Raw genomic sequence first — 26957 nt, forward strand, 5'->3', positions numbered from 1 at the left:
TGTCAAACCCGGCAGGCAAGCGGGCCGGGAGCCCGTGCCCGGCTTGCCCGAGGGCTTCTTTGGCATCAAAGTCCATCCGGCGGGCCGGAGAGAGAGCACCGGCGACACCCGGTCGGCATGAGCCGGGGCCGGGCCGGCTGCAAGTACCTGGATGGAAGACTGGTTGGAACAGATTGAAGCGGAGGCTGCCGTGCGGCTGCGGCTCGGCGCGGGCCGGACGGTTGCGGAGGAGCTGGACCGGTTCCGCGCGTTTTTGAAGCGGCAGACCCAGCGGTTGCGGATGTGGCATCGGCGGGGTGGTGGGGGACGGGAGGTCTGCCAGGCACGGGCGCACCTGTACGATGTCCTGTTGCGTCAGCTTTGGGAGGCGTCGGTGCAACGGCTGCTTTCGGGGGGCATTTCGGCCCTGCCGGAGATCACGCTGGTGGCGGTGGGCGGGTACGGCCGGGGTGAGTTGAACCCTTTCAGCGACCTGGACTTCATGTTGCTGCACGACGGCGCGGTTGTGGGTGATTCCGTCCCCTCGGGCCCGATGCAGGAGTTGCTGAACGGCGTGCTTTATCCCTTGTGGGATTTGGGGGTCAAGGTGGGACACGCGGTGCGGACGTTGGACGAGGCGGTGGCGGTGGCCAACAGTGACATGCAATCCAAGACCGCCCTGTTGGAAGCGCGGTGGATTGTCGGGGACCTGGGCCTGTTTGATCGCTTCCAACGAGCCCTCCAGAGCCGGGCAATCCGCGGAAAAGAGCGGGAGTACATCGCTGCCAGGTTGGAGGACCAGGCGGCGCGACGGGCCCGGTACGGCAACTCCCCCTGCATGCAGGAGCCCAACCTGAAAAACGGGTGCGGCGGATTGCGCGACTATCAAAACCTGCTCTGGATGGCACGGGTCAAATTCGGCGTCCGGTCCCTGGGCGAACTGGAGGCCACGGGGCGTCTGACGCCCGGGGAACGGAAGGCGTTGGAGAGCGCCCATGATTTTCTGCTGCGGGTACGGACCGAGCTGCACTACCAACTGAATCGGGCCGGGGACGTGCTCGGCAAAAACCTGCAACCGGCCGTGGCGCTGGCGCTGGGGTACGAGGACCGGTCCCCCAGCCGGCGCATCGAGCGGTTCATGCGCGAACTCTACACGCACACGCGGAACATCCACCTCATCACCCGCACGTTGGAGGAGCAATGGGCTCTGGTGCCACCGCCGGGGCCGCGGCAGCGGCGGTTGCGGACCCGCTGGCTGCGCCGGGAACCGCGTGAACGTGTCGTGGACGGTTTCCTCTTCGAAGACGGGCGCGTGCGGGCCACTTCCGAATGGGTGTTCCAGGAACAGCCCCGCCGGCTGATGCGGGTGTTCCTTCACGCGCAGCAACGCGGATGTCGTCTGCACCCGGACCTGATCCGCCTCATCCGCCAGCACCTGCGTTATGTGAACCGGACGTTCCTGCACGATGCCCACGTGAGCGAGACCTTCCTGGCCATCCTCGACCAGCGCGGGAACGTGGGCGCCACCTTGCGCGCCATGCACGAGGTGGGATTGCTGGGCAAGTACATCCCGGAGTTCGGGCGTCTCACGTGCCTGGTCCAGCATGAGTTCTATCACCAGTACACCGCCGACGAGCACACCCTGGTGTGCATCGAACAACTCGACCGGGTCTGGCACGCCACGGAACCGCCGTATCGGCAGTACGCCCCGCTCCTGCAGCAACTGGAGCGACCCTGGTTGTTGTACCTGGCGCTGCTCTTGCACGACACGGGCCGCCACGGCAGCCAGGGGCCGCATGCCGTGGCCAGCGCGCAGTTGGCGGGTCGCGTGGCAAGACGGCTGGGGCTGGATCGGCCGAGCACCGAGGCCCTGCAGCGTCTGATCGAGCATCACCTGCTGATGGCCACCCTTTCCCAACGCCGGGACCTGGAGGACCCCGCCGTCATCCAGCGTTTCGCTGCGCAGGTGGGCGACCTTGCAACGCTGCAGCGGCTGACGTTGCTGACGTTTGTGGACGCCCTGGCCACCAGCGGCGATCTGTGGAACGGATTCAAGGACGCACTGTTGCGCCAGCTGTACGAAAAAACCGTGCCGCTATTGTCCGGCGACACCCGCTTCCTGCTGGCCACCCAGAAACGCAAGGAATCGCTTCTGGCCCAGGTCCGCCATCACCGGCCGGATCACCTGGGTGAGGACGAAATCGCGGCCCATTTCGACGGTTTGCCCGCCCGGTACTTCGAGATCCGGACCGCGTCGGAAATCCTCGAGGACCTCGAACTGGTTCATCGGTTCCTGCGGCTCCAGATTGCAGTGGAGGAACGTGCGCTCGAACCGGTGATTGGCTGGCACGATGATGTGGACCGCGGTTGCGCCGCGGTGAAGGTCTGTACCTGGGACCGTGAACGGCTTTTCAGCCTCATCACCGGTGCCTTCAGTGCCGCCGGGCTCAACATCCTGACGGCCCGCATTTTTACCCGGGCCGATGACATCGCCCTGGACGCGTTCCACGTGACCGATGCCCGCACCGGGGGCCTGCCCGCGCCCGAGCAGAAGCAGCAATTCCAGGACGTCCTGACCCGCCTGCTGCGGGGCGAGGCACTGAACCTGCCCGCGCTGATTGCCCGGCACCGCCGGTTGCGCCCGCTCTACCAGGGTTACGAGGGAGAGTCCATCGCCACCCGGGTCCGGTTCGACAGCGAAACCTCCGACCTCTACACCCTGGTCGAAATCGAGACGGAAGACCGCGTGGGATTGCTCTACGACATCACGCGCCTGCTGGCCGAGGCCCGCCTGAACATCGCCTCGGCGGTCATTTGCACGGAACGGGGCGCGGCCATCGACACCTTCTACGTCACCGACCGTCAGGGACAGAAATGGACCGATCCGGCCGCCCAGCAACAACTTGCGCGGCGCCTGGGCAGGATGCTGGACGGGGCCCGCAGCTGAGGGTGTCCACGGCCCGGGCTCAGGGCGTACCCGGTCCTTTGGGCGCGGGTGGCTCGGCCCCGGGTCGCCACCGTGCCCAGTCTGCCAGGAACAGTTGCTCCGGCAGGAACCCGCTCGGCGCCGCCCGCAAGGGACACCAGGGCGGCACACTCCGGCTGACCAGGGCATCCAGGACCAGGTTGGCCCAGCTTCGTTCCCCGGCCCACACCCAGCCGGTCAGGAACTTCGCATCGATCGTGCGGGGCGTCAGGTACAGCGCGTTGATCGGTTTCAGATAGTCGTTGATGGCAAAGAAGGTGTCCGGCGAGGAGGCCTCCTCGGACGGGGGCAGGAAATGCCGGGTTAGCAACACCGCCTGCCGTTGGCCGTACCACGCCACCGCCCACGGGATGTCCGTCATCATGAGCTCGTGCGGGCGCAGCCAGCTCGAGACCCGCTGGATGATGAGGGGGTTGTACGGCGGATACGACGTGCGCAAGGGCCGCGGCGGCAGGAACACCAACAACAACGGCGCACCCACCACGGCCACAAACAATCCCATCACCGTCAGGCGCAGGGAGTACAGGGGCAGCTCCAGTTGATCCAACAGCGTCAGGAAAAACGCCACGCCGTACATCACCACCAGCGGGGCCACGAGCACCAGGAGGTTCTCGGTGTTGATTTCCGGCGTTTCATCCGAGAGATGCGTCCGGCCCAGGGCCTGCACCACCACAAGCACCGGCAGGCAGAGGACCACGAACCATCGCAGCCGCTGCCGCGCCGGATGCAGGAACGGCACCAACAAGCCGGCCAGAAACAGGGCCGCCACCCAGCTCCCGCCGAAGCGGAGGGCGTCCTGGGTCATGATCAGCTTGAGGTTGGCGAAAAACTTGTTCCAGACGGGCGACAACGGGGCCACTCCCACGGGCACCTCAAATTGGGGGTGCAGGGACCGCACCAACCGGTCGCCCGGCCACACATAGGTGCCGTCCAGCACCGTATACGTCGCCGCCCCGAACGGCAGGCCGCTCCAGTACCAGTTCCGTACCAGCCACGGTGTCAGCACCGCCACAAACACCCCCACCGCCACCACCGCCGCCGTGCGCCGGCGCGGGCCCCCCACCCACCCGATGTACAGCACCACCGGCACGATCAACCACCCAAACGCGTACCGCGTCAAACACCCCAGGGCCACCACCAGGCCCGCCAACGCGGCCCATCCCAGGACCCGGCCGCCCTGGTCCGGCTGTTCCCGGCCCAGCTCCTCCAGGCGCACCAGGCACATCGCCAGCCCCACAAACCACACCCAGAGCAGCACGGTGGAAAGCCCCGACAGCGCAAACCGCCAGAACACCTCCGTCAGAACCAGCACCATGGCCGAAAGCCAGGCCACCGTGGAGTCAAACAGCCGTCGCGCCAAACCAAACACCATCCCCACCAGCAGGAGAAACAGCACCTGACTGAACGCGACCACCGCCAGTTCCGGGGCATAACGAAAGGGCGGTTCGGATTGGACCTCCTGCCCCGGCGGCAGCAGTTTGAACAGCCCGGCCAACAGCACCGGCCAGACCGGCGGATTCACAATGTCCGGATGCCCCGTGTGGAGGCGTGCGTCATCCCGGATCCCCCCTTCCAGAACCGGACCGCGACCGTGCCGTTCGCTGGTGCTTTTGACCAGGTAAATGCTCACCGGACGGATGCAGAGCGTGGTGAACCCGCGACCCTCGGCCAGGTTGCGCGCCACCTGCGCCATGTCCATCGCCTCCGGCGCGTAAAAGTTTTTGAAGGCGCGCACGTTGTACCCGAGGGCCAGCACGGCCAGCCCCAGGACCGCCAGCGCCACCCGCAGGTAACGCAAACCCGGCCCCTGTTCGAACTGGTGAATCAGATCCTGCAAAAACGGCATGGGTTCAGTCCTCCCCGGAATCCTCGATCCGGTACTGTTTCAGTTTGCGATAAAGGGTGCGCCGGCTGATCCCGATCTTGCGTGCGGCCAGGGTGCGGTTGCCGCCGGTCTCCCGCAGGGCGCGCAGGATCAGCTCCCTCTCCGCATCCTTCAGGGTCAGGTCCGCCGAGGTCAGCACCGACGCCGCAGGCGGTGCCACCGGCACGGCCACGGCCTCCCGCACCGAAGCGGGCAGGTCCCGCAACGTGATGCGGTCGCCGCGGCACAAGACCACCGCGTGCTCGATGGCCGTGCGCAGCTCGCGCACGTTGCCCGGCCAGGGGTATTTCAACAGCGCCTCCATGGCGTCCATGGTGAAGTCCCGCACCGGTTTCTGGTTCTCGGCGGCGAACTCGCGCAGGAACCGGTGCGCCAGCAACGGAATGTCCTCCCGACGCTCCCGCAGCGGGGGCAACCGGATCTCCACCACCCGCAGTCGAAAATACAAATCCTCCCGGAACCGCCCCTCCCGCACCATCTGGGCCAGGTCCTTGTTCGTGGCGGCAATCAAACGCACGTCGGCCGTGAGCGTCTTGTTCGATCCCACCCGCTCGAACGTCCGTTCCCCCAGGAACCGCAGCAGTTTGATCTGCAGCGTTGCGTCAATCTCGCCAATCTCGTCCAGGAACAGCGTCCCACCGTGCGCCTGCTCGAACCGGCCGATCCGCCGCTCGTGCGCGCCCGTGAAGGCGCCCTTCTCATGACCGAACAATTCGCTTTCCAGCAATGTGGGCGCCAGCGCCGCACAGTGCACGATCACCATCGGCATGCGCGCCCGGGGACTGAGCTGGTGAATGGCCCGGGCGATGACCTCCTTGCCCGTGCCACTCTCGCCCAGCAGCAGCACCGTGGCCCGCGTGGGCGCCACCTGCCGCACGATTTCGAACACCTCCTTCATCGCGGGGGATTCCCCCACCAGATGCTCCAGCCCGTAGCGCTGATTCAGCTGCTGTTGCAGGGCCAGGTTTTCCGACTCCAGATGGCGCTGGCGCAACGCCCGCTGGATGCGCATCTCCAGCTCGTCAATCTGCATGCGGCCCTTGGGGATGTAATCGTCCGCGCCCTGCTTCATCGCCTCCACGGCCAGTTCCTCCGAACCGTAGGCGGTCATGAGGATGCAGACCGGCGGCCGGGAGAGGCTCTTGGCACGGCGGATCAGTTTCATGCCGTCCTCCAGAGGGAGCCGGAAATCCGTCAGCAGCACGTCCACCGGTTCACGTTCCAGCAGGTCCATGGCCGCATGCGCGTCCTCGGCCACGTACACTTCGAACCGGTCCTCCAGAGCCGCCCGCAACCCCTCCCGGGTCGGCTTCTCATCGTCCACGATCAACACCGTAGGCTTGTTCATCCCGCTGCCCGTCAGCATGCGAACGACCCCGCCCCGTGCACAAGCTCCGGCATGGTCGCCCTTACGAACCGGTGGCTGCCTCCTCCGACGCGGGTGCGGCCCCGCCCGGCGGTTCCAGCAACCGGGGCCGACGCTCGTGCAGCGGCAGCCAGATCCGGAACGTGGTGCCGCGCCCCACGTGACTTTCCACCTCGATCCGACCCCGGTGCGCCCGCACGATCCGTTGCACGATCATCAGGCCGAGACCGGACCCCTTTTGCTTGGTGGTGAAGAACGGCTCGAACACCCGCTGCAGTTGTTCCGGAGTCATCCCGCTGCCGGTGTCGGCCACCACCACCCAGACCCCCTCCGAATCCGCGCCGGTTTGCAGGGTCAACGTGCCGCCCCGGGTCATTGCCTGCATCGCATTTTTGACCAGATTCACCAGCACCTGCTGCATCTGCACCGGATCCAGCGGAGTCTCGGGCACCGCGCGCGACAGTTGCATCTGCACGGTGATCCCGCGGTTTTCGAGTTCCGGCCGCAACAGGTCCACCGTCTTCCGCACCACGTCGTTCAGCGAGGTGGGACGCAACTGCGGAGCGGTTGGCCGCAACGCCTGCAGAAACTGGGTCACGATGTAGTCCAGCCGGTTGACCTCGCCCTGCGCCACCTGGAGGAATTGTTCCATCCGGGCCAGCACCGTCGCCACATCCGTGTGGGTGGCGCGCGGGCCCGAGCCGGTCTCGGCACCCGCGCTTGCGGGCGCCGGTGCCGATCCCTCCCATGCCGTCTTCAGCTTTCGGAGCTCGCGCTCCAACAACTGCAGGTGAATGTGCAGGGCATTGAGGGGGTTGCCGATCTCATGGGCCAGGCTGGCCGCCAGCAGGGTCAGCGCCTGGACACGCTCGCTCTCAATGGCCTCAAACGTCTGCTGCCGTGCCTCGGTCGCGTCGTGCAGAATCAGCGCCACGCCACTGGTCCCGGTCTGCCGCCCGTCCAGCGGCGCGGCCAGCAACCGCAGAAACCGCGGCCGGGGATACTCGATCTCAAACTCCTGACGCACGAACCGCTGCCCGCCGGCGGTGTCCAACCGGGCCAGCTGATCCCAGTCCACCTCCGGCACGCAATCCCGCACATGCCGTCCCTCCACATCGTCGGTCAGGCCCAGCATCCGCCGCGCGGCCTGGTTGAAGTACAAAATCTTCCCCTGTTCGTCCGTGACGAGAATGCCGTCCTCGATGGTGTTGAAGAGCGTCTCCAGGAAGGAGCGCTCCCGGGCCAGCCGCTGGACCACCGCCTGCAAGCCCTGCGCGTCCAGGCGGCCGATCCGACCCAGTACCTTGTCCAGAAAACCCGATTTGACCGCTGCCACCGTGTGTCTGCCTCCTCCAAAGTGCGCGTGCCCTGCCGCGCCGGCTCACAACCAGCCGCGACGCCGCATCCACCAGTACATCAACCACGTGCTCACCACCGTCAGACCAATGGCCCAGAGGTAGCCGTACCGCCAGTGAAACTCCGAAATGGTCTCGAAATTCATCCCGTACCACGTGCCCACGATCATCACCGGCGCCGTCAGCACGGTGATCAACGTCAGCACCTTGAGCACATCGGCCGTCTGATTGGAGGACACGTTCAGGTACAGCTGCAGGGTGCCCGTCAGCGAATCCGCGTACGACTGGGCCAGTTCGGAAATCCGGAACAGAGCATCATACACGTCGCGGAAATACGGCACCAGATGCGCCCGGATGAGTTTGAACTCCCCACGGGCCAGCCGGGCCAGCACCTCCCGTTGCGGCCCGATGATCTGCCGCAAATGCACCACCTCCTTCTTGACCTGGAGGATCTTGTTCAGCGTCTCCCGCGTGGGCCGTTCCAGCGCCTGCTGCTCCAGTTCCGCAATCTCCATGGCCAGCTCGTCCAGCGCCGGTTTGTAATTGTCCACGATGCTGTCCAGAAGGTTGTACGCCACCCGATCCGGCGCCCGCGCAATCCCGCCGGTCCCCCGCACCGCCCGTTCCTCCGTCAACTGCACACTGCGCGCCGGTCCCTCGTGATAGGTGACCAGGAAATTGCGGCCCAGGAAAAAGTTCAGTTCCGTCGTCGCAAACACGCCGTCCTTGCGACTGTAGTCCACCGCATGGATCACCATGAACAGGTACGGTGGAAACAGGTCGCCCTCGCGCGGCTGGTACTCTTCAATCTTGGGAGCCTCGCTCACCATCACGCAGTCCTCAATGGACAGCGGGTGAAAATGAAACACGTCCTCCAACACCCGCTTGGTCTCCTCCGGGGTCGGAGCCTCCAGGTCCACCCACAAAAACAGGTTCGTGTCGTTCAGCACGGTGGGCATCAGGAACACCTCGATGTCCCGGCTGTGCAACCGACCCTGCGTCGTAAACACCAGGGACCGAATCATGCTGCGCCCGTCGTTGGTTCTTTAATCACCTTCTGCAAGCGCCCAAGTCTGCGGACGCGATTTTCACCTGGCAAGCGTTCCTCTGCAAACCGAGCCCCGGCCGGCCGGTGCCCCCGTCCGACCCCGGACCATTCCCTTGCGGCCCGAAATCCTGTTCCAAAGCCCTGCAACGGACCGGGCCGCTCCGGCGGAGTCCCCGCTTGCACCCGCCCCCGCCGGAAGCCGTCGCCCCCCAAACGTTGTACGGTTCGATCATCCTGTGCTACGGTTGCCCCATGGCGTTTCAAATCGGTGACGCGGTCCAGCACGGGTTCGTGGACAACCGACAAAAAGGCCGCGTCCATGGCAAGATCTGGTTGCGCGGTCGTGCGCGACCGCTGGTGCTGGACCTGCAGGGCAACGCCGGCCCCGACCTGGCCGGCCGCCGCGTCCATTTCCGCCGCCGGGGCACCCCCATGATCCTGCCGGCCAGCCCGCCCCTGGCCGATTACCAACGCGGTGTGTTGGGCGACCTTACCGCCCTGCGCCCCACCGAGATACCGGATGTGCCCCTGGAAACCCTCCTGCGCTGGCCCGAGGACGCGGACCCGCCCCCCACCCGGGTCATCCCGACCTTCTACCTCGAATGGTTCACACCGGAACGCGCCCGCATCGTCGTCCAGGGCATGGACTTTCACCTGCGCCGGTCCCGACCACTCTGGCAACTCACCCGGGAGGAGGAAGCCGAACGGGTCCGGCAGGTCGAAACCGCATGGGCCCGATACCTGGCCGAGTGGGACTCCTTCATCGAACGCCTCGACCGCTCCGTCAAAGACCCGGAAGAGCCCTGGGACGAATACGATTACGAACGGTTCCTGCAGGTCTGTGAGGCCCGGGGCGAAAAATACAACGAACTGGTCGAAAAATATGGTGACACGCCCGAGGGCCGGGCCCGCATCGCTGAAGCCATGGGCTGGGGATTTGAAGAGGAACTCCTGGAAGAAGAGGACGAGGAGGGACCCGACCTGGACGATGTCCCGGAACAGCCCGTCGAACCCGATCCCGCGCGCGAGGGACGTGACTGGGTGCGCTCACCCTCGGGCGAGATCTGGCACCCGCTCGAACAACGGTGGTGGGAACTGTCCCAACGCGCCGAGCAGGCCTTCCAAAACCGGCTGGGCAAAAGCGGCTTTCTGGACCATCCCGAAGCCGTGGCCCTGCTGGTCCAGTTCCGCATCACCGCAGGCCGCCTCGGCTCCGCCCTCCGCGGCGTGGCCTGGGGTGAACCCGAACTGGAAGGTCCCCTGGTGGTGGCCTGCCTCAAACGCGCCCTCGCCTCCCTCCACGAGACCCAGCGGTGTTTCCGCGCCGCCTGTGAGGCCACCGGCCTGGCGGGACCGCAGGCTCAACGACTCCAACGCGAGCTTTTCCTGATCCGGGAAACCATCCTGCACCTCATGCAGGAATTCCGAAAACGCTGACCGGCCGGCCTCCTCGCTCCCGAAGCGCCGCCGTTACTCGCCCTGGAACGGATGTCGGAGCGTCCGTTTCTTGAGCAGGCGGTCCATCATCCCGCGGAGCAGCCCCTTGGCGCCGCCCGGAACCACCGTCAGGGGCACACAGGGACCGCTGCACACGGGGCAAAGCCGCAAATACTGGCCCCCCACCCGCCGGATCAAATGCACGCAACTGCCGCAAAAGATCCGATGACACTGGGTGCATTCCATGCTCGCGGGGAACGTGGGATGGATCGAACACATCGGCACCTGGTCGGCCGGCGGCGCCTCGGGTGCATCGCGAACCTCCATCCGCACATCCCCCAACCGCAGCACCTGACCCTTGCGCAGTTGGACCGGCTCGGAACCCACCGGCACGTCGTCCACAAACGTCCCGTTGGCCGAGTCCAGGTCGCGCACCCACATGCCATCCGGACGAACCTCAATCTCGCAGTGGAAACGCGAGACCGTGGAGTCAAACACCACAAACTCGTTGGTCGAAGACCGACCAAACCGGTGCACCCCTTCCTTCAGCGTCAGGACCTCGTCCCGACCGTTGGGTCCTTTCACCACCAGTTTGGCCATGGCGCTCCCGTCGGTTGGGTGACTCGTGCCACCTTCGTGGGTTCTCTGGACACCATCATTAGCAGGTTCGTCGCCCCTTTCAACCTTGAAAAGCCGCATCGCGCACGGATCATGGCCGCGTGCGCTTTGCCATCTGCAACGAAATCTATCAGGGCTGGAAACTCGAGGATGCCTTCGAACATGCCGCCCGTACCGGCTACCACGGGGTGGAACTGGCCCCGTTCACGCTTGCCGAGTCGGTCACCGACCTCGGCCCCGCCGAGCGCCGCCGGATCCACGACCTGGCCCGACGTCACGGGCTCGACATCGTGGGTCTGCACTGGCTCCTCGTAAAACCCGAGGGCCTGCACCTGAACCATCCCGACCCCGCCATCCGCCAGCGCACCGCCCGGTACTTTGTCGAACTGGTCCGATGCTGCGCCGACCTCGGCGGACGAATCCTCGTACTCGGATCCCCCAAACAACGCAGCCTCCAGCCGGGCGTCTCCCGTGCCCAGGCCGAGGAATGGACCCGCGCCACCCTCCGCGACGCCGTGCATGAGGCTGAAGACCGGGGCGTGACCCTCTGCCTGGAACCCCTCTCGCCCGCCGAAACCAACTTCCTAAACACTGCCCGCGAAACCATCGCCTTCGCCCAAACCTTCCAGTCCCCGGCCTGCCGCATCCTTTTGGACGTGAAAGCGATGTGCACCGAACCTGAACCCATCCCCGCCATCATCCGCGCCTCCTGGCCGCACTTCGCCCATTTCCACGCCAACGACCGCAACCTCAAGGGACCCGGCTTTGGCGACGTGGATTTCCGTCCCATCGCCGCCGCCCTGCGCGAGGTGGGCTACGACGGTTATGTGTCCGTGGAGGTGTTCAACTTCGACGACGGTCCCGACCTCATCGCACGAAAGAGCCTTGATTATCTCCGTCAAACCTTCGGGCAATCCTGAGTCGGGCCCCGACACCCCGCCACCTCCCTGCCGTTGACGCCGGCACCGTGGTTCGCCCAAGTTGAAGCCGCATGATCATTGCGCCGTCATTGTTGGCCGCCAATTACGGTCGCCTGGCCAGTGAAGTGGCCCGTCACAAGGCATCCGGAGCCGAATGGCTCCACCTGGACATCATGGACGGCCATTTCGTCCCCAACCTGTCCTTCGGACCGGGCATCGTCAAAACCTTGCGCCCTTTGACACGCACCTTCTTCGACGTCCACCTCATGTGCAGCAAACCGGAGGTGTTGCTGCCGTTGTTTGCCGACGCCGGCGCCGACCAGATCACCGTGCACGTCGAACTGGGCGAGCGGGTGGCTCACCTGCTCTGGAAGATCCGGAGCCTGGGCCTGAAAGTGGGCCTGGCCGTCAACCCGCCCACCCAGCTCGCCACGGTCCGCCCCTACCTGCCGCAGATCGACACCCTGCTGATCATGACCGTCAACCCCGGTTTCGGCGGCCAGGAATTCATCGAGGAGTGCCTCCCCAAGATCCAGCAGGCCCATACCTGGCGCACCAGCGGCCCGCACCGGTTCCACATCGAGGTCGACGGCGGCATCAACGAACGGACCGCCCGCGAATGTGCCCGCGCCGGTGCCGACGTGTTCGTGGCCGGGACCGCCCTTTTTGGAAAGCCCAACCTCAAGGCCGCCGTGGCCAGACTCCGCCGGGCCGTCGAACAGGCGATCCCCCCTTCGGAATCCGACACCCCCGCGGGTCGCAAACCCTCCAGGATCACTTCGCGACAATGAAAACCAGCTCCGCCCCTCCCACCCAGCCCCTGCGATTCGGCACCGACGGTTGGCGCGCCGTCATCGCCGAGGCCTTCACCTTCGACAACGTAGCCCGGGTGGCCCAGGCCGCCGCCGACTATTGGCGCGATCATCCCGTGCCGGGCCGCCCCAACCGCGTCGCCATCGGCTACGACCGCCGGTTCTTTTCCGATCGCTTCGCCCAGTGCGCCGCCGAGGTCTTCGCCGCCAACGATTACGAGGTCATCCTCACCCCGGTTGCCACCCCCACACCCGCGGTCTCCCTGGCCGTCCGCGACCGCCTCTGCGTCGGCGGCGTCATGATCACCGCCAGTCACAACCCGCTCATCTTCAACGGATTCAAACTCAAATCCCACTACGGCGGATCGTCCGACCCCGACACCTGCAAGGCGGTTGAATCCTACCTGGACCGCTCGCCGGTCCGGCGCATGCCGGCAGCCGAGGCCGAGGCCCGGGGCCGCCTCCGCCGCATCGATCTCCGACCCGACCACGCCCGGGCCATCCGAAAGCTGGTGGACTTCCAACTCATCCGTCGGACCGGCCTGCGGCTGGCCCACGACGCCCTCTACGGCGCCGGGGCCGGCATGTTCGAAGCCATCCTGAAAGGCGGCCGCTGCAAGGTCACCTCGCTCCATACCGAACACGACGTCCTCTTCGGCGGGCTCACACCCGAACCGATTCCCCGGAACTACGGTCCCGCCTCCGAGTTCCTGCGCCGGCACCCGCACGACCTGTGCCTGGTCAACGACGGTGACGCCGATCGCCTCGGCGCCCTCGACGGTCGCGGCCAACCCCTCACCACCCACCAGGTCGTCTGCCTCATCCTCTATCACCTCCACCAAAACCGCGGCCTGACCGGACGGGTGGTCAAAACCCTCACCCTCACCTCCATGGTGGACAAGATGTGCGCCGCCTGGAACCTGCCGCTGTTGGAAACCGGCGTCGGGTTCAAATACATCTGCCCCGAGATGGTCAAGGGCGACGTCCTGCTCGGGGCGGAGGAAAGCGGCGGCATCGGCCTGCCCGGCCACATCCCCGAACGCGACGGTCTCGCTGCCGGACTGGTCCTGCTCGAGTTGCTGGCCCAAACCGGGAAGTCCGTCCGTCAGCTCCTCGGCCAGCTGGAACGCCAGTTCGGTCCCCACCGGTACGGTCGGCAGGACCTTCACCTCCCCCAGGACCGCTGCGCCGCGCTGCTCAACCGGCTCCGGTCCCAGCCCCCGGACCGCCTCGGCCGCCGACCCGTGGCCGACATCAAGACCTTTGACGGCGTCAAAATCATCGCCAACAATGGCGCATGGTTGATGCTGCGCGGGTCCGGCACGGAACCGGTCCTGCGCATCTATGCCGAGGCCGCCACGGAGTCCGAGGTGGAACAGTTGCTCCGCCTCGGCCTGCGCTGGACCCGCCAGGTATGAACCGGCGGCTCGGATCACCGCGGCGGCCGGTCGCCGAATCCGGTTTCATTCAAAAATCCCGGCGGTCCAACCGACCGCCCACGACAAAAGGACCCGTATGATCGCGAATTTGACCGAGGAACAACGTAAACAGGTGGCCCAATGGCTGGCCCAGGGGGCCAAGCTCTCCGAGGTTCAGGATCGCCTGGCCAGGGAGTTCGGGATCCGCCTGACCTACATGGAGGTCCGGCTCCTCGTGGACGACCTCAAACTCCAGGTCAAGGACCCCGAACCCGAACCCGGCCAGGCACCCGCCACCGCCGCCGCCCAGGGCCAGTCCGCTGCCGCCCAAAAAGGCGTCCGGGTCACCGTGGACGAACTCACCAAACCCGGCGCCGTCCTCAGCGGGAAGGTCACCTTCAGCGACGGACAAAAAGCCGATTGGTACCTCGATCAGATGGGCCGACTCGGCCTGGCCCCCGAAAAACCCGGGTACCGACCCTCCGCGGCCGACCTGGAGGAGTTCCAGACCCAGCTCGACCGCGAACTGGCCCGGTACGGATTCTGACCGCCAGGGACGGCAGGTCGACCCGGTCCCAACCCGGGCCCGCCGCCCCCAACACGGTCCGCCCCCTCAGGAGGTCACCTTCCGGCGACGGCGCGTCCCCACCCGGGGCGCATCACCCCACAAACCCTCCAGGTCGTAATGCGCCCGCACGTCGCTGCGCATCAGGTGCACGATCACATCGAAATAATCCAGCACCACCCAACCCGTCGCCTGATGCCCGTCCACACCAAACGGACGCAACCCGTGTTCCTGTTCCAACTTCTCCGTCACCTCTTCCAGCACCGCGCGCAGATGCGGCTCGCTCGTCGCCGACGCGATCACGAAATAGTCCGCAATCGACGACAACTTGCGCACATCCAGCACCACGATGTCCTCGGCCTTCTTGTTATCCGCCAGTTTCCGACAGAGCAGGGCCAGCTTTTTGGAGTCCATCATTCGCCTCGAACCGTGGCTGTGCCGCCACTACGGTCCCGCCGCATACAACCGCCGGAGCCGGATGGCCTCGGCCACCGCCGGCGGAACCAACCACTCGATGGATTTGCCCTGGCGCACCCGCGCCCGGATGGATGACGATGACAAACCCACCGGAAATCCCGTCACACTCACCCCGCGAAACGGCGGGGGAAACGCCGGCGCGGCCTCCCCGGGCCGCATTAACGCCACAAACCTCGCCCGCCGCGCCACCTCCTCCGCCTCGCGCCACCGTGGCAGCGTCGGCACATGATCAGCCCCCACCAGATAAAACAGTTCCGCGCCCGGATACCGCCGCTCGTACTCCCGCAACGTCTCCACCGTGTACGAAATCCCGCCCCGCCGCACCTCGCTGTCGTCCACCTCAAACTCCGGACGCCCCGCCAACGCCAACCGCAACATCCGCACCCGTTCCTCCGCAGGTGCCACCGGCGGTTGACCCGCCTTGAACGGCGATTGCGACGCGGGAATGAAAAACACCCGGGCCAACGCCAGTTCCTCCATCGCGGCCTGGGCCGCCCACAAATGCCCCCAATGCACCGGATCGAAACTGCCTCCAAACAGCCCCAACCGCAATCCCGCCCTCATGCCACACGCCCCGTTCATCGTCCGCCCAGATGCCGATCCACAAAATCCAGGTACCGTTCCCAGTCCCAGGCTGTCAGTTCGTGCCGTCCCGGACGCAAATGATACCCGATGTACCGTCCAACCCACTGCCCCACCGCGGGCATTTCCGTCACGCCCAGGCCCGTGCGGCCGTACAAGCGGTACACCGGCTCCGCGTGCAGCCCGGCCAAAAACTCCCCCCGCGGATCCGCCCACAAGTCTTCCGAGGCACTGCCAATGTACACCGGCCGCGGCGCCATCAGCGCAATCAACTCATGAGCGTCCACCGGAAGCGCATCCTCCCGATCATCATACTCCTTGTACCGGCCGCAAAACCAGTGGGGAAACCGCCGGTTCAGATCCGCGATCCGTTCCCCAAACCGCCGTCGGGTCAGAGCCGCGCCGCCCTCGCCCGACTCATTCGAAATCACCACCGCAAACCGCCGGTCCCGAGCCCCCGCCCACAGCGCCGCCTTGCCCAGGCGCGAATGCCCGATCAACACCACCCGCTTCGCATCCACACCGCGGTCGATCTCCAAATAATCCATCGCCCGGCTCAAACCCCACGCCCACGCCGCCACCGCACCCCATTCATCCAACCGAAACACGTGGTTCGTACCGTCCGGACTCAACGCCGCCCGCACACCCAACTTCCAACCCTCCGGAAAATCCGGTTCCAAATCCCCGCAATAGGCCGTCACCAGACCGTACCCCCGCGCCAGAATCCGTTCCACCGGCCAGCGCGACGCCATCGTGCCACGCCCGGCCGCCGTCGCCCGGTTGCTCACCACCGTGCCGGCACGATCCGCGGGCACCCATTGTTCCGTGATGCGAATGCCCGGGTCCGGGTGCACCGTGTGGTTGCCCATGAAGTTCAACCCCAAAAACACCGGCACCCGCCGACCCCGCTCGCGGGGCAGGTACATCAACAAATCCATCCGCGGCCCCACCCGGTCGCCCCGCAGCCAGATCGTCACCTGCCGCCGAATCGCCCGGCCCCCCAGCGCGGTCCCGTCCGACTCCACCACCTCAAACCACATGCCCGGCGCAGCTGTCGGCGCCCGTCCGTACACATGCTCCTCAAACAACCACAACAGCTCGGGTCGACGCCGCTTCTCCCAAACCCGCCGGTCCCGAACCGGCGTGCCATCCTCGCACACCAGCGGGTCCGGTAACGTGTAGGCCGGCACCTTCGACTCGTCGTAATTCGGTTCCGCCCCCACCACCATCCAGTCCGTCCCCACCGCAATCCCCAGCGCCATCACCCATGGCCGCACCCGGCCCGACCTGCGCGCCATCCGATCCGCCCACCCGCCACGCCGCACGTCCCGCAAACGCCCGCCCGCCGTGTTCCCGGTTGCTTTTCCCTTCATGGCTCCGGTCCCTCTCAACAACATCGTCGCACCCCCTGAAACCGTTCTTCCAGCACCTGCTCGTACAGCCGGCCCTCCTCTGCACGCCCGTGCCTGAATCCCTCACACCCTCCGGCCACCGCACACCGACAAACACCCGCGTTGGAACCCGTCCGGCCCATCGCCCGTTCCAGGGATGCCTCCCCCGACCATTCACGGCTCAACGCCAGAGCCAACGCTGCCGCACCCGCCGCACCCACCGGCAAACCCCCGCCCCGGCCGGCCACCAGCCGGGCGTCCAACCACACCGGCGGCATCTCATGCAGAACCGGAGCCTTCCGGCCCGTCCATAAACACCACCACTCTCGCGCGCTCAACCCGAGCACCAGGCTCACCAGGGCCAGAAACACACCCGCCACCACCGCGTCCAACCGATTGTTGAACCGCAGCACCCGGTTCGTCCGCAACGCCCGCTCCGCCTCCGCCACCGCCGCCGCATCCCCGCGCGCCCGCGCATCCGCCAGCGCCGACTCCAGCGCGGGCACCTGCTCGGTCAGTTGCCGCGCCTGCGCCAGAAAACCGATGCGCGGGTCCGGATGCGCAATTTTCTGGATCCCCGCCGTAAAGGTCACGGCTACCAGCCACGCCAGCGGCACCAGCGTGACCAACGCCAGCGCCGGCCTGCCCGGCCGGTGCACCACCGGTTCATCCGGGGGCGCCGGATCCGGCTCCACCCTCCGCCGCAGTTCCATCTTCAAAATCACGGTCGTCCCCAGGCACAACGCAATGGCCGCCAACATCTGGTTGGCTATCCCGAACAATGGCCACAGCGAATTGATGCCACCGAGCGGGTCCCGAACCCCCTGCACCAGGAAGTACCCCCAGGCACCCACCATGAGGCCGCTTACCAACAAATTCGCCCCGAGACTGCGCGTGTTGCCCAGCGGCCGCCACAAATGCCCGAGAAAATCGTGCAGGATGTACCGCGCCACCCTCGTGCCGGCATCAATCGTGGTCAGAATGAACAACGCCTCGAACATGATGGCGAAGTGGTACCACAGGTCGAGCCACCGCTGCCCCACCATCCGGGAAAAAATCTGCGCCATCCCCACCGCCAGCGTGGCCGCCCCACCGGTCCGCCCGAACAACGTGTGTTCGCCCACGGATCGCGCCAGCTCCTCCATTTGTTCCACGGTGACCGGGTACCCGGCCGCCGTCACCCGGGCCGCCACCGCCTCCGGTTCGCCCTTCATGTTCATCGAGAAGTACACCCCCGGTTCCATCGTGCAGGCGGCCACCATCGCCATGATCGCCACAAACGACTCCAAACACATCGCACCATATCCCACCGGCCGCGCCGACCCCTCGCGCATGATCAGTTTCGGCGTGGTCCCGCTCGAAATGAGCGAGTGAAAACCCGAAATCGCACCACACGCAATCGTGATGAAACAGAACGGAAACAACTTGCCCGCCACCACGGGACCCGACCCATCCACAAACGCCGTCACCGGCGGCAGCTTCAGATCCGGCAACACCAGCAGAATCCCCAGCGCCAGCAACACGATCGTCCCCAGCTTCATGAACGTGCTCAAATAATCGCGCGGCGCCAACAACAACCACACCGGCAACACACTGGCCAGCAACCCGTAACCAATGATCCCCCAGGCCAGCGTCTCCGCGCTCAAGGTCAGCCAGCCCGACACCGTGGGATGTTCGTACACCCATTTGCCCGCCCACACCGCCAGCAACAGCCCCACCACACCCAGCGCCGAGGCTTCACGGACCCGTCCCACACGCCAGAACCGCAGATACAACCCCATCGCCATCGCCAGCGGAATGGTGGCCCCCACCGTGAACACGCCCCACGGACTCTCCGCCAGCGCCTTCACCACCACCAGCGCCAACACCGCCAACAAAATCACCAGAATCGCCAGAATCGCCACCAGCGCCACCAAACCCGCCGGCCGGTTCAATTCCTCCCGCACCATCTCGCCCAGCGACCGCCCCCCGCGCCGCATCGAGCAAAACAAAATCACAAAGTCCTGCACCGCCCCGCCCAACACACACCCGATCAACAACCACAACGTCCCCGGCAAATACCCGAACTGCGCCGCCAATACCGGCCCCACCAACGGACCCGGCCCGGAAATCGCCGCAAAGTGGTGACCGAACACAATCCACTTGTGGGTCGGAACGTAGTCCTTGCCGTCCTCCAGCACCTCCGCGGGCGTTGCACGCCGGTCCTGCAACACCATCACACGCGCCGCCAGCCACTTCGCATAAAACCGGTACCCGAGCGCATACGAACACACCGCCGCAATCACCAACGTGGCTGCGTTCACCGGCTCCCCGCGGGGCAGCGCCAGCGACGCATACGCCGCCGCACCCGCCAGCATCACCGCCAACCAAGCCAATGCGCGCCAACCGCTTCTCATCGGACCCGACTCTTTTTCCCTCAAACCTCCGCCAGCGTAAAGCCCGGAGTGCTTGCCCGTGCGAATCTCACCAGGTTCCCAACTCCGCGGATCCCGGTTCTCAAAAAACCCGGCTGCGCGGGGCAACCCCATACCCACGGAACGGTACTCACCCCCCTCGCCCATACTGCACCCGCATGAACCCGGTCATGCCCGGCTCACCCTGCCCCCGCCGCGTCCCGCGTCGCCTCACTGCCGGGAAGTTCCCTTCCCTGTCCGATCCGGCAATTTCGCGGATCCTGTTCTTTCGACGCCGAAGCAGGATGGTTTCCCACCATGGCCCGTCGGTTGTACTGAGGCCCATCGGGCTTTGAACGCCCATGCGTAGCACAGACCCGGTCGCAGCGAAGCTGAAGAACCGAGATGGGGCACGAACTTCGTAACATCCAACAGACCCTCAGGCTCCACGGAGCCACCAAACCCGTAACCCACGAGTGAGCCGCCATCCTCCTCTCGGTCGAGCCACACCGCCACCCTCGGCGGGATTCGATCTCTGATGCCCACAGTTACACTCAAGCCGGGCCACCACCGGCGATGAATTGCATCCGCCCCGAACAGACAGAGAGAGGGCTTATCCCTTCCGTGGGGAAACTCCACTGTGCTCCTGCCGGGGGTCGGAGGTGTTGGGAAGTGAGGGTGGGCCGTTGCTTTGATCCCGCGCAGCCTTGTCCATCACCGGGCCGCACCGTCGGGAGTCTTTACCCTCCAGTTCTGCGAAGAGGAGCAGGGTCAATAACGCCAAACGCCGGTCTGCCGCCCCTACTTCTCCATCCGGCCCCGTTTCGCACCGCTCCAGCTCGATGGTTTGGGCATGCGGATGGACCCCCGCCGAGATCCTTGCCGAATGCGCACCAACCAAATCCTCACCCACTTGGAATTGCTTTTTGAACAACCGGTCGAGTGTCGCCGGCCCAACGTTCAGAACCGCGGGGGCGTTCCGCCCCTGGCCGAACGATTAGAGAAACCCGGTCTCGACTTGAGTCGCAATCAGGACGCAGGAACCGCTGGCCCCGCTCAGGGCCGTGCGTGGCTCCCGCCGTTCATACCCGTATCTGTCCGGGCGCGCCCTCGAAAAGAACCTCTCGCATGGCATGCGCGCTGTTCCGGCAGAACGTCGAGAAAGGAGGTTGGGCACCCGGTCCTTGCCGGAGCGCAATGACCTGCCCGGGGCTGTTCGACCCGACACGGCCCATCAGGCGGCCTGGCAAACCTGCGCCAGGCAGGCCGGATTGCACTGGCTTGCGGCTCGTGATTGTTCGATGCGGCCCGGGGGTTGCAGATGAACCTTGGTAAAGGGAGGTCCATTGAACTCAGAGCCCGATTGGGTGCTCATCGGCATTGGGCGAAAGCCCGGCGTTGGGATTGAACCCATGGGTGGTGCACATTTTTGAAAGCACCGTGCACAAAATCGGCGTGGCCGGGAGTTAAACCGCCCGTCACAATGGACATTGCCATGAAAGGATTCCCGCCCGCTCCTGCAACCGCCATGCACCTGGCCCGCGAGCAGAACCCGCTCCGATTCCCTCGCAGACACCGAAGCACCGTTAACCGACTCAAGGGGGCTCTGCCGCAAGGTCATGGCGATCCACGGCCCCCATCAACTGCAGAACCATGTGCATGTCCGGAGACCGCTGTGGGGTCCGGTCGCGCCCCGAGCCGACGCCACCGGCACATCCCACGGCCCTGCGACACACAGGATCCGCGCAGTCGGCTTCTGTGTCCGTCCGCCGGCAACCGCAATCTGCCGGCGGCGAGTCTTGTGGCCTTTGGGCTGGCATTGGGCCTGGCCACCCTTCAAGCCGTTGTGCCGCTGCCTTACTACGAGCCTTTTGACTACCCCGAGGGCCGTCTGAACGACGTGGGCGCTCCCCAATGGTCGGCCGGCAGTACAGGGTTTGAACTGGCGGTCAGCAACAGCGCAGCCCTGACCGCGCCGGGCGGTTACCCGGTGGCGCAGGGGCGGGGTGTGCGTCGTGCCCCGAGCGGCACCGCCCGGCGGTCGGTCCTGGCCTTTCAAACCGTGCCGGCTGAAGACGGGCGGGAAATCTATGTCTCGCTCCTCCTCCAAGTTGTCGCGCCGCCCCCCGGTACACAGTTGGTCGCCTTTCTTGATAACAACTCCACCAGCCAGAGCTCGCCCCAGGCCGGCCTCTTCCTCACCCCGGATGGCCGGGTTGGCATCGGCAAGAAATCCTCCAGCCCGGGATTCGTCACCGACACACCCCTCGGTCCCGGCGTGCACCTGATCGTTTTCCGGTACCGGTTCCAACCCGGCAACGATCGCGTGGACCTGTGGGTCGATCCGCCCGCTTCGTCCTACGAGGCAGCCAATCCGCCGACGTCCTTGGGCTTTGTCACCGGCGGCTCCGACCCCGCCTCCCTGGACTTTTTCCAGCTCTACACCACGCCCCAGTCCGGCGGCATCCAGTTCCTGGACGAACTTCGCCTGGGCCGGACCTGGGCGGAAGCGGTCCCGTTCGGCGGGCCGCCCGTGCCTGCGCGCCTCGGGTTCCTCACCGGGCCGGCCGACGGCTACACCGATCGCCCGCTGCCGCCCGTCATCGTCCAAATCCAAACCGCGGCCGGAACCGCCGTGGCCCTGGAAGGTGTACCCGTCACCCTGACCCTGGCCCCCGAAGGCGCAGCCGTCTCCGGGACCTTGACCCGGGTTACGGACGTGAACGGCCGCGCCACCTTTGATGACCTTCAAATCTCAACTCCGGGCACCTGGCAATGGTTGGCTGCGGCCGGAGGCGTCGGCCAAAACTGGTCTCCGGCGCAAAGTCAGCCCTTCACGGTCCGCGCGCCTCCGGCATTTGCCGAACTCACGCTGGTCCTCGCGGAAGCGGAGCCGGACTTCATCCGCGTCATCGGCGGCAGTCCGGTCCCCGGCCAGTTCGTCCAACTCCTGGGCTCCACCGACCCCACTGCGCCCGGCACCAACTGGCTCCTCGTGAATTACGGCACCACGGACCCTTCCGGCCGGATCCAACTGCTGGCCCCGCGTTCCCCGGCACTGAACCAGGCCTACTACCGACTGCGCACCGGCGACTCGAGTACCAAACTCGAGCCGCCATCCATCGGCATCGCACCCCATTCTCTCATGGTGGCCCCGGGTGAGCCGGCCACGTTCGAGGTCATCGCCAATGGCCCGCGCCTGCACTACCTGTGGCTCTCCAACGGCGTGCCGCTTCCCGCCCAAACCAATGCCACTCTGCACATTCCCGGCGCGGCCCCGGTGCACGAAGCGGAGTACCAGGTCATCGTGGCCAACGTCGTCAACTCCGTCACCAGCGCGCCCGCACGGCTCCGGGTCACCAACACCGCCCCGTGGATCGTGACCGACCCCGAAGACCTCGCCGTCACCGCGGGTGACACGGCCCTGTTCACCGTCTCGGCCTTGGGCACCCTGCCGCTGACCTATCAATGGTACCGAAACGGCACACCCCTGCCGGGCGCAACCTCGACGGCCCTGGTCATTAACGAGGTCCGCACCAACGACGCCGGTTCCTACCAGGTCCGGGTCGAAAACCGGTGGGGCTCGGCCTGGAGCCGTCCCGCAACACTCACCGTCACCGAGGTACCCACCGCTCCCCCCGTGACCAACCTCATGGGATTCGCGGCCGGTGTGACCGGCGGCACGGGCGGGTCCGTCACCAACGTCACCACCTTCGCGCAACTGCGCGGTGCCTGCCGGTTGGCCGGTCCGTGGATCATCCGCGTCCACGGCCCCATCGTCGTAACGGACGATTACTGCTACATCACCCAACCCAACAAAACCATCGTGGGCGTCGGTACCAACGCCGGGATTTACGGCGGCGGCCTGCGCGTCGCCGCCACCAACATCATCATCGCCAACCTCTTCTTCAACGCCACCAACCACTCCAACGCCGACGGCATCACCATCGACACCAGCAGCCACGGCACCGGAAAATACGTCTGGGTGGATCACTGCACCTTCTACGACTGCCGGGACGGTTCCCTCGACATCACCAAGGGGGCCGATTACGTCACCGTCTCCTGGTGCAAGTTCTTCTACGCGCCCGTGCCCGACGGGGTCGTCCAACACCAATTCGTCAACCTGATCGCTTCCAGCGACGACGATACAGGAACCTACCACGTCACCTTCCATCACAACTGGTACGGACCCTACTGCCGCGAGCGCATGCCCTCGGTCCGATTCGGACGCGTGCACGTCTTCAACAACTACTACGACTGCATCGGCAACAACTACTGCATCCGCACCCGCATCAACGCCGAGGTCCTCGTGGAAAACAACTACTTCGTGGGCGTCCAAAACCCATGGGAACGCTACGTCACCACCGGCAACCCCGGACGACTCCTGGCCCGCGGCAATATCACCCGCGACTGCTCTTGGCGCGTCTGGACCCGCGGCGTCGTCCTCATCGACGGCACCGACGAACTCACCGACCCCACCCTCACCACCGACCTGTATCCCTATACCCTCACACCCACCGAACATGTCCCGTATTACGTGAAAACCTATGCCGGAGCCGGTCGGTACCCTTACGTGACCGAGTAACCAGCCAGGCCGCCATCCAATCCGCGGAACCGCCAGCCGGACCGCGCCACTGCCCGGCCTCTGAATGCGCTCATCCACACGGCGCGGACCTGCCCACCGTCTGCACGAGGTCCTGCTACCGGTCGCGCCGCCCGGTCCACCCCGCGGCCCCCATGGGCCCGGGAACAACCCCGTCCCGCGGAACGGTTTTGACGCGTCGCGCGGCCCCGGCCAACCTGAGCCCCATGTGGACCGTAAAGCTGTTCCTGGCTTGTGCCCTTGCGTTGACCCTGCTGGCCTGCGTCACCACCGGCCCGCGCATACGTTACCCGGTCACCGCCAAACGACCCGTCGTGGACAATTACCACGGCACCCTCGTCGAAGATCCCTATCGCTGGCTCGAGGACGACCATGCACCCGAAACCAAAGCCTGGGTCGAAGCCCAAAACCGCGTCACCTTTGACTACCTCGCGCGCCTGCCGGAACGCGACACCTTCCGCAAACGGCTCACCGAGCTCTGGAACTTCGAACGCTACAGCCCGCCCGCCCGCCGCGGCGGCCTCTACTTCTTCACCAAAAATGACGGCCTCCAAAACCAGGCCGTGCTCTACGTAACCGACGCACTCGACGCGCCTCCCCGGCCCTTGTTGGACCCCAACCAGTGGTCGCCCGACGGCACCATCGCACTCACCGGCGCCACCGCCACCGAGGACGGTCGCCTGCTGGCCTACGGCCGCTCCGTGGCCGGCAGTGACTGGCAGGAATGGTTCGTTCGCGATGTCCAAACCGGTCAGGACCTCCCCGACCACGTCCGCTGGGTCAAATTCAGCGCCGCCTCCTGGCTCAGGGACGGTTCCGGTTTCTTCTACAGCCGATACGATGCCCCCGACGAAAAAACGCGCCTCACCGGCGTCAACTACTATCACAAGCTCTACTTCCACCGGCTCGGCACCCCGCAGGATCAGGACCGGCTCATCTACCACCGCCCCGACCAAAAGGAATGGGGCTTCCACGGCGAGGTCACCGACGACGGAGCCTGGCTCATCATCAGCGTCACCCGCGGTACCGACCCGAAAAACTGCATCTTCTACATGGACCTGCGCCAACCCGACGCCCCCGTGGTGGAACTGCTCCCGGATTTCCAGGCCGATTTCACCTTCATCGACAACGACGGACCCGTGTTCTGGTTCCGCACCGACCTGGACGCCCCGCGCGGCCGCATCGTCGCCATTGACATCCGCCAGCCGGACCGCGCTCACTGGCGCGAACTGGTCCCCGAAAGCGAGGACACCCTCCGACAGGTCCGCGTCGTGGGCAACCGCTTCGTCGCCGAATACCTCCACCACGCACGAAGCCGCCTCAAACTCTTCCACCTCGACGGCCGCCCCGACGGTGAAATCGAATTGCCCGCTCTCGGCACCGTCAGCAGCCTCTCCGGCCGCCGCAACGACCCCGACCTCTTCTTCCACTACACCAGCTTCACCGTCCCCGGCCGCATCTACCGGTACAACTTCCAAACCCGATCGCTCTCCGTCTGGCGGCAACCCAAACTCCCCTTCAACCCCGACGATTACGAAACCCGACAGGTCTTCTACACCAGCAAGGACGGCACGCGCGTGCCCATGTTCCTCTCCCATCGCAAGGGCCTCGCACCCAACGGCAAAATCCCCACCCTCCTCTACGGCTACGGCGGCTTCAACATCAGTCTCACCCCCACCTTCAGCGTCCCCAACCTCGTCTGGATGGAGCAGGGAGGCCTCTACGCCGTGCCCAACCTCCGCGGCGGCGGCGAATACGGCGAAGCCTGGCACCAGGCCGGCATGAAACAGCACAAACAAAATGTCTTCGACGACTTCATCGCCGCGGCCGAATGGCTCATCGCCAACGGCTACACCTCACCCCGTCACCTGGCCATCGCCGGCGGCAGTAACGGCGGACTCCTCGTCGGCGCATGTATGACCCAGCGCCCCGACCTGTTCGCCGTCGCCCTCCCCGCCGTGGGTGTCATGGACATGCTCCGGTTCCACAAATTCACCATCGGCTGGGCCTGGACCGTCGAGTACGGCTCCGCTGATAACCCGGAGGAGTTCCCCTACCTGCTGGCTTACTCGCCCCTCCACAACCTGCGCCCCGGCGTGCGGTACCCGGCCACCCTCGTCACCACGGCCGATCACGACGACCGCGTCGTGCCCGCCCACAGCTTCAAGTTCGCCGCCCGACTCCAGGAATGCCAGGCCCGAAACGGCCCGCCCGTCCTCATCCGCATCGAAACCCGCGCCGGTCACGGCGCCGGCAAACCCACCGCCAAACAAATCGAAGAAGCCGCCGACCGCCTGGCCTTCGCCTGGCACCACACCACGCGTTGACCCCACCATGCCCGCGGGCAACCCAACCCTCCGCGCCATCACCTTCGACGTCGGCTGGACCTTCCTCCATGTCCGGCCCTCCGTGGGACACGTCTACGCTGCAGTGGCAGCCCAATGGACCGGCCGCCGATTCGATCCCGCCCTCCTCAACCGCCGGTTCCAACGCGCCTGGCGCCGCCAAAACCACTTCAACCATTCCCGCGCCGCCTGGATGGCCGTCGTGGACGAGACCTTCGCCGGGCTCGTACCCGAGCCTCCCAGCCGGACCTTCTTCGGCCTGCTGTACCGTCGCTTCGCCCAACCGGACGTCTGGAAACCCGACCCCAACCTGCCCGGGTTACTCGCACAACTGCGCGCCCACGGGTTCCGCCTCGGAATCATCTCCAACTGGGACCTCAGACTCCGTCCCCTGATGCATGCACTGGACCTGGCCGGCTCGTTCGACGTCATCGTCATCTCCGCCGAGGTCGGATTCGCCAAGCCCGACCCGGCCATCTTCCTCCGCGCCGCCGATGCCCTCGGCCTCGCCCCGCAGGAAATCCTCCACGTCGGCGACGACCTCCACCACGATTTCCTCGGCGCCCGCCAGGCCGGCCTGCAAAGCGTATTGCTCCAGCCGGGTACACCCGCACCCACCGCCCGGAAAATCGGTTCCCTGCGACAACTGCCCGCATGGCTCCGGCTGGCCGGGTTCCTCCCATCCCGCCGCCGTTAACCCCTCCTCCCCGGCCCGCCGCCCCCGCCTACCAAACCAACGCCACCGCCCCGCTCACCGCCGCCGCCAGCCACAAACAC

At 66.0% G+C, this 26957-nt stretch carries 18 protein-coding genes; 9 read left to right on the top strand and 9 right to left on the bottom strand.

Annotated elements, in window-relative coordinates; all coding sequences use genetic code 11:
- The first annotated feature begins 151 nt into the window (after window positions 1–151).
- Window positions 152–2926 carry a [protein-PII] uridylyltransferase gene (glnD, locus tag G4L39_RS10240; RefSeq protein WP_165107992.1) on the top strand — a complete coding sequence of 925 codons (2775 nt, stop codon included), beginning with the start codon at window positions 152–154 and terminating at the stop codon, window positions 2924–2926.
- Between the two features lie 19 nt (window positions 2927–2945).
- Here the strand turns inward: glnD and G4L39_RS10245 are convergent, their stop codons facing one another.
- The 4 genes from G4L39_RS10245 to corA all read right to left on the bottom strand — a co-directional run bounded on the left by G4L39_RS10245 (window position 2946) and on the right by corA (window position 8596).
- A complete protein-coding gene (locus G4L39_RS10245; RefSeq protein WP_165107993.1) occupies window positions 2946–4811 on the bottom strand; it encodes an ArnT family glycosyltransferase in 1866 nt (621 codons plus the stop codon).
- Between the two features lie 4 nt (window positions 4812–4815).
- Window positions 4816–6198: a sigma-54-dependent transcriptional regulator gene (locus G4L39_RS10250; protein ID WP_165107995.1), complete on the bottom strand. Its 1383-nt coding sequence runs from the start codon at window positions 6196–6198 to the stop codon at window positions 4816–4818.
- 61 nt (window positions 6199–6259) lie between these two features.
- Entirely contained in the window at window positions 6260–7552 is a 1293-nt protein-coding gene (locus G4L39_RS10255; protein WP_165107996.1) for an ATP-binding protein, read from the bottom strand.
- A 45-nt stretch (window positions 7553–7597) separates the two neighbouring features.
- Window positions 7598–8596, bottom strand: coding sequence for a magnesium/cobalt transporter CorA (gene corA, locus G4L39_RS10260; protein WP_165107998.1), 999 nt, complete (start codon window positions 8594–8596; stop codon window positions 7598–7600).
- 275 nt (window positions 8597–8871) lie between these two features.
- On the opposite strand from corA, the gene G4L39_RS10265 reads away from it, so the two are divergent.
- Window positions 8872–10056 (top strand): hypothetical protein, encoded by a 1185-nt coding sequence (locus G4L39_RS10265; protein ID WP_165107999.1) that lies wholly within the window; start codon window positions 8872–8874, stop codon window positions 10054–10056.
- A gap of 33 nt (window positions 10057–10089) precedes the next feature.
- Here G4L39_RS10265 and G4L39_RS10270 read toward each other — a convergent pair whose 3' ends face one another.
- On the bottom strand, window positions 10090–10656 hold the full coding sequence (locus G4L39_RS10270; RefSeq protein WP_165108000.1) for an FHA domain-containing protein: 567 nt from the start codon (window positions 10654–10656) through the stop codon (window positions 10090–10092).
- 119 nt (window positions 10657–10775) lie between these two features.
- On the opposite strand from G4L39_RS10270, the gene G4L39_RS10275 reads away from it, so the two are divergent.
- The 4 genes from G4L39_RS10275 (at window position 10776) to G4L39_RS10290 (ending at window position 14371) form a co-directional block, all read left to right on the top strand.
- Window positions 10776–11594 (top strand): TIM barrel protein, encoded by an 819-nt coding sequence (locus G4L39_RS10275; protein WP_165108002.1) that lies wholly within the window; start codon window positions 10776–10778, stop codon window positions 11592–11594.
- A gap of 71 nt (window positions 11595–11665) precedes the next feature.
- Entirely contained in the window at window positions 11666–12385 is a 720-nt protein-coding gene (gene rpe / locus G4L39_RS10280; protein WP_165108003.1) for a ribulose-phosphate 3-epimerase, read from the top strand.
- Complete coding sequence (locus G4L39_RS10285) at window positions 12382–13824, top strand: phosphoglucomutase/phosphomannomutase family protein (protein WP_165108004.1); 1443 nt, start codon at window positions 12382–12384, stop codon at window positions 13822–13824. The genes rpe and G4L39_RS10285 overlap by 4 nt, the downstream gene beginning before the upstream one ends.
- A gap of 97 nt (window positions 13825–13921) precedes the next feature.
- Complete coding sequence (locus G4L39_RS10290) at window positions 13922–14371, top strand: helix-turn-helix domain-containing protein (RefSeq protein WP_165108005.1); 450 nt, start codon at window positions 13922–13924, stop codon at window positions 14369–14371.
- A 66-nt stretch (window positions 14372–14437) separates the two neighbouring features.
- Here the strand turns inward: G4L39_RS10290 and rsfS are convergent, their stop codons facing one another.
- From rsfS to G4L39_RS10310, 4 genes are read right to left on the bottom strand one after another with little or no spacing between them, the layout of a single operon-like run.
- Window positions 14438–14803, bottom strand: a complete 366-nt coding sequence (gene rsfS / locus G4L39_RS10295; RefSeq protein WP_205880938.1) for a ribosome silencing factor — start codon at window positions 14801–14803, stop codon at window positions 14438–14440.
- A gap of 30 nt (window positions 14804–14833) precedes the next feature.
- Window positions 14834–15430 (bottom strand): nicotinate-nucleotide adenylyltransferase, encoded by a 597-nt coding sequence (gene nadD / locus G4L39_RS10300; protein ID WP_165108007.1) that lies wholly within the window; start codon window positions 15428–15430, stop codon window positions 14834–14836.
- A gap of 14 nt (window positions 15431–15444) precedes the next feature.
- Window positions 15445–16821, bottom strand: a complete 1377-nt coding sequence (locus G4L39_RS10305) for an alpha/beta hydrolase family protein (protein WP_205880939.1) — start codon at window positions 16819–16821, stop codon at window positions 15445–15447.
- 14 nt (window positions 16822–16835) lie between these two features.
- Entirely contained in the window at window positions 16836–19235 is a 2400-nt protein-coding gene (locus G4L39_RS10310; RefSeq protein WP_165108008.1) for a carbon starvation CstA family protein, read from the bottom strand.
- Window positions 19236–21078: 1843 nt separating this feature from the next.
- Between G4L39_RS10310 and G4L39_RS10315 the strand changes: the two genes are divergently transcribed.
- From G4L39_RS10315 to G4L39_RS10325, 3 genes are all read left to right on the top strand, one after another.
- The gene (locus tag G4L39_RS10315) at window positions 21079–23817 is read left to right on the top strand and encodes a pectate lyase family protein (protein ID WP_165108009.1); all 2739 of its coding nucleotides are present in this window, start codon (window positions 21079–21081) and stop codon (window positions 23815–23817) included.
- A 224-nt stretch (window positions 23818–24041) separates the two neighbouring features.
- Entirely contained in the window at window positions 24042–26162 is a 2121-nt protein-coding gene (locus tag G4L39_RS10320; protein ID WP_165108010.1) for a prolyl oligopeptidase family serine peptidase, read from the top strand.
- A 7-nt stretch (window positions 26163–26169) separates the two neighbouring features.
- Window positions 26170–26877, top strand: a complete 708-nt coding sequence (locus tag G4L39_RS10325; RefSeq protein WP_165108011.1) for an HAD-IA family hydrolase — start codon at window positions 26170–26172, stop codon at window positions 26875–26877.
- Window positions 26878–26957 lie beyond the last annotated feature (80 nt).

Origin of the sequence: Limisphaera ngatamarikiensis (assembly GCF_011044775.1) — a bacterium.
GTDB lineage: Bacteria > Verrucomicrobiota > Verrucomicrobiia > Limisphaerales > Limisphaeraceae > Limisphaera > Limisphaera ngatamarikiensis.

Bases quoted from the DNA above. Each gene is read 5' to 3' on its own strand.
- glnD (WP_165107992.1), top strand. From the start codon at position 152: ATGGAAGACTGGTTGGAACAGATTGAAGCGGAGGCTGCCGTGCGGCTG.
- G4L39_RS10245 (WP_165107993.1), bottom strand. From the start codon at position 4,811: ATGCCGTTTTTGCAGGATCTGATTCACCAGTTCGAACAGGGGCCGGGT.
- G4L39_RS10250 (WP_165107995.1), bottom strand. From the start codon at position 6,198: ATGAACAAGCCTACGGTGTTGATCGTGGACGATGAGAAGCCGACCCGG.
- corA (WP_165107998.1), bottom strand. From the start codon at position 8,596: ATGATTCGGTCCCTGGTGTTTACGACGCAGGGTCGGTTGCACAGCCGG.
- G4L39_RS10265 (WP_165107999.1), top strand. From the start codon at position 8,872: ATGGCGTTTCAAATCGGTGACGCGGTCCAGCACGGGTTCGTGGACAAC.
- G4L39_RS10270 (WP_165108000.1), bottom strand. From the start codon at position 10,656: ATGGCCAAACTGGTGGTGAAAGGACCCAACGGTCGGGACGAGGTCCTG.
- rpe (WP_165108003.1), top strand. From the start codon at position 11,666: ATGATCATTGCGCCGTCATTGTTGGCCGCCAATTACGGTCGCCTGGCC.
- G4L39_RS10285 (WP_165108004.1), top strand. From the start codon at position 12,382: ATGAAAACCAGCTCCGCCCCTCCCACCCAGCCCCTGCGATTCGGCACC.
- G4L39_RS10290 (WP_165108005.1), top strand. From the start codon at position 13,922: ATGATCGCGAATTTGACCGAGGAACAACGTAAACAGGTGGCCCAATGG.
- rsfS (WP_205880938.1), bottom strand. From the start codon at position 14,803: ATGGACTCCAAAAAGCTGGCCCTGCTCTGTCGGAAACTGGCGGATAAC.
- nadD (WP_165108007.1), bottom strand. From the start codon at position 15,430: ATGAGGGCGGGATTGCGGTTGGGGCTGTTTGGAGGCAGTTTCGATCCG.
- G4L39_RS10305 (WP_205880939.1), bottom strand. From the start codon at position 16,821: ATGAAGGGAAAAGCAACCGGGAACACGGCGGGCGGGCGTTTGCGGGAC.
- G4L39_RS10310 (WP_165108008.1), bottom strand. From the start codon at position 19,235: ATGAGAAGCGGTTGGCGCGCATTGGCTTGGTTGGCGGTGATGCTGGCG.
- G4L39_RS10320 (WP_165108010.1), top strand. From the start codon at position 24,042: ATGTGGACCGTAAAGCTGTTCCTGGCTTGTGCCCTTGCGTTGACCCTG.
- G4L39_RS10325 (WP_165108011.1), top strand. From the start codon at position 26,170: ATGCCCGCGGGCAACCCAACCCTCCGCGCCATCACCTTCGACGTCGGC.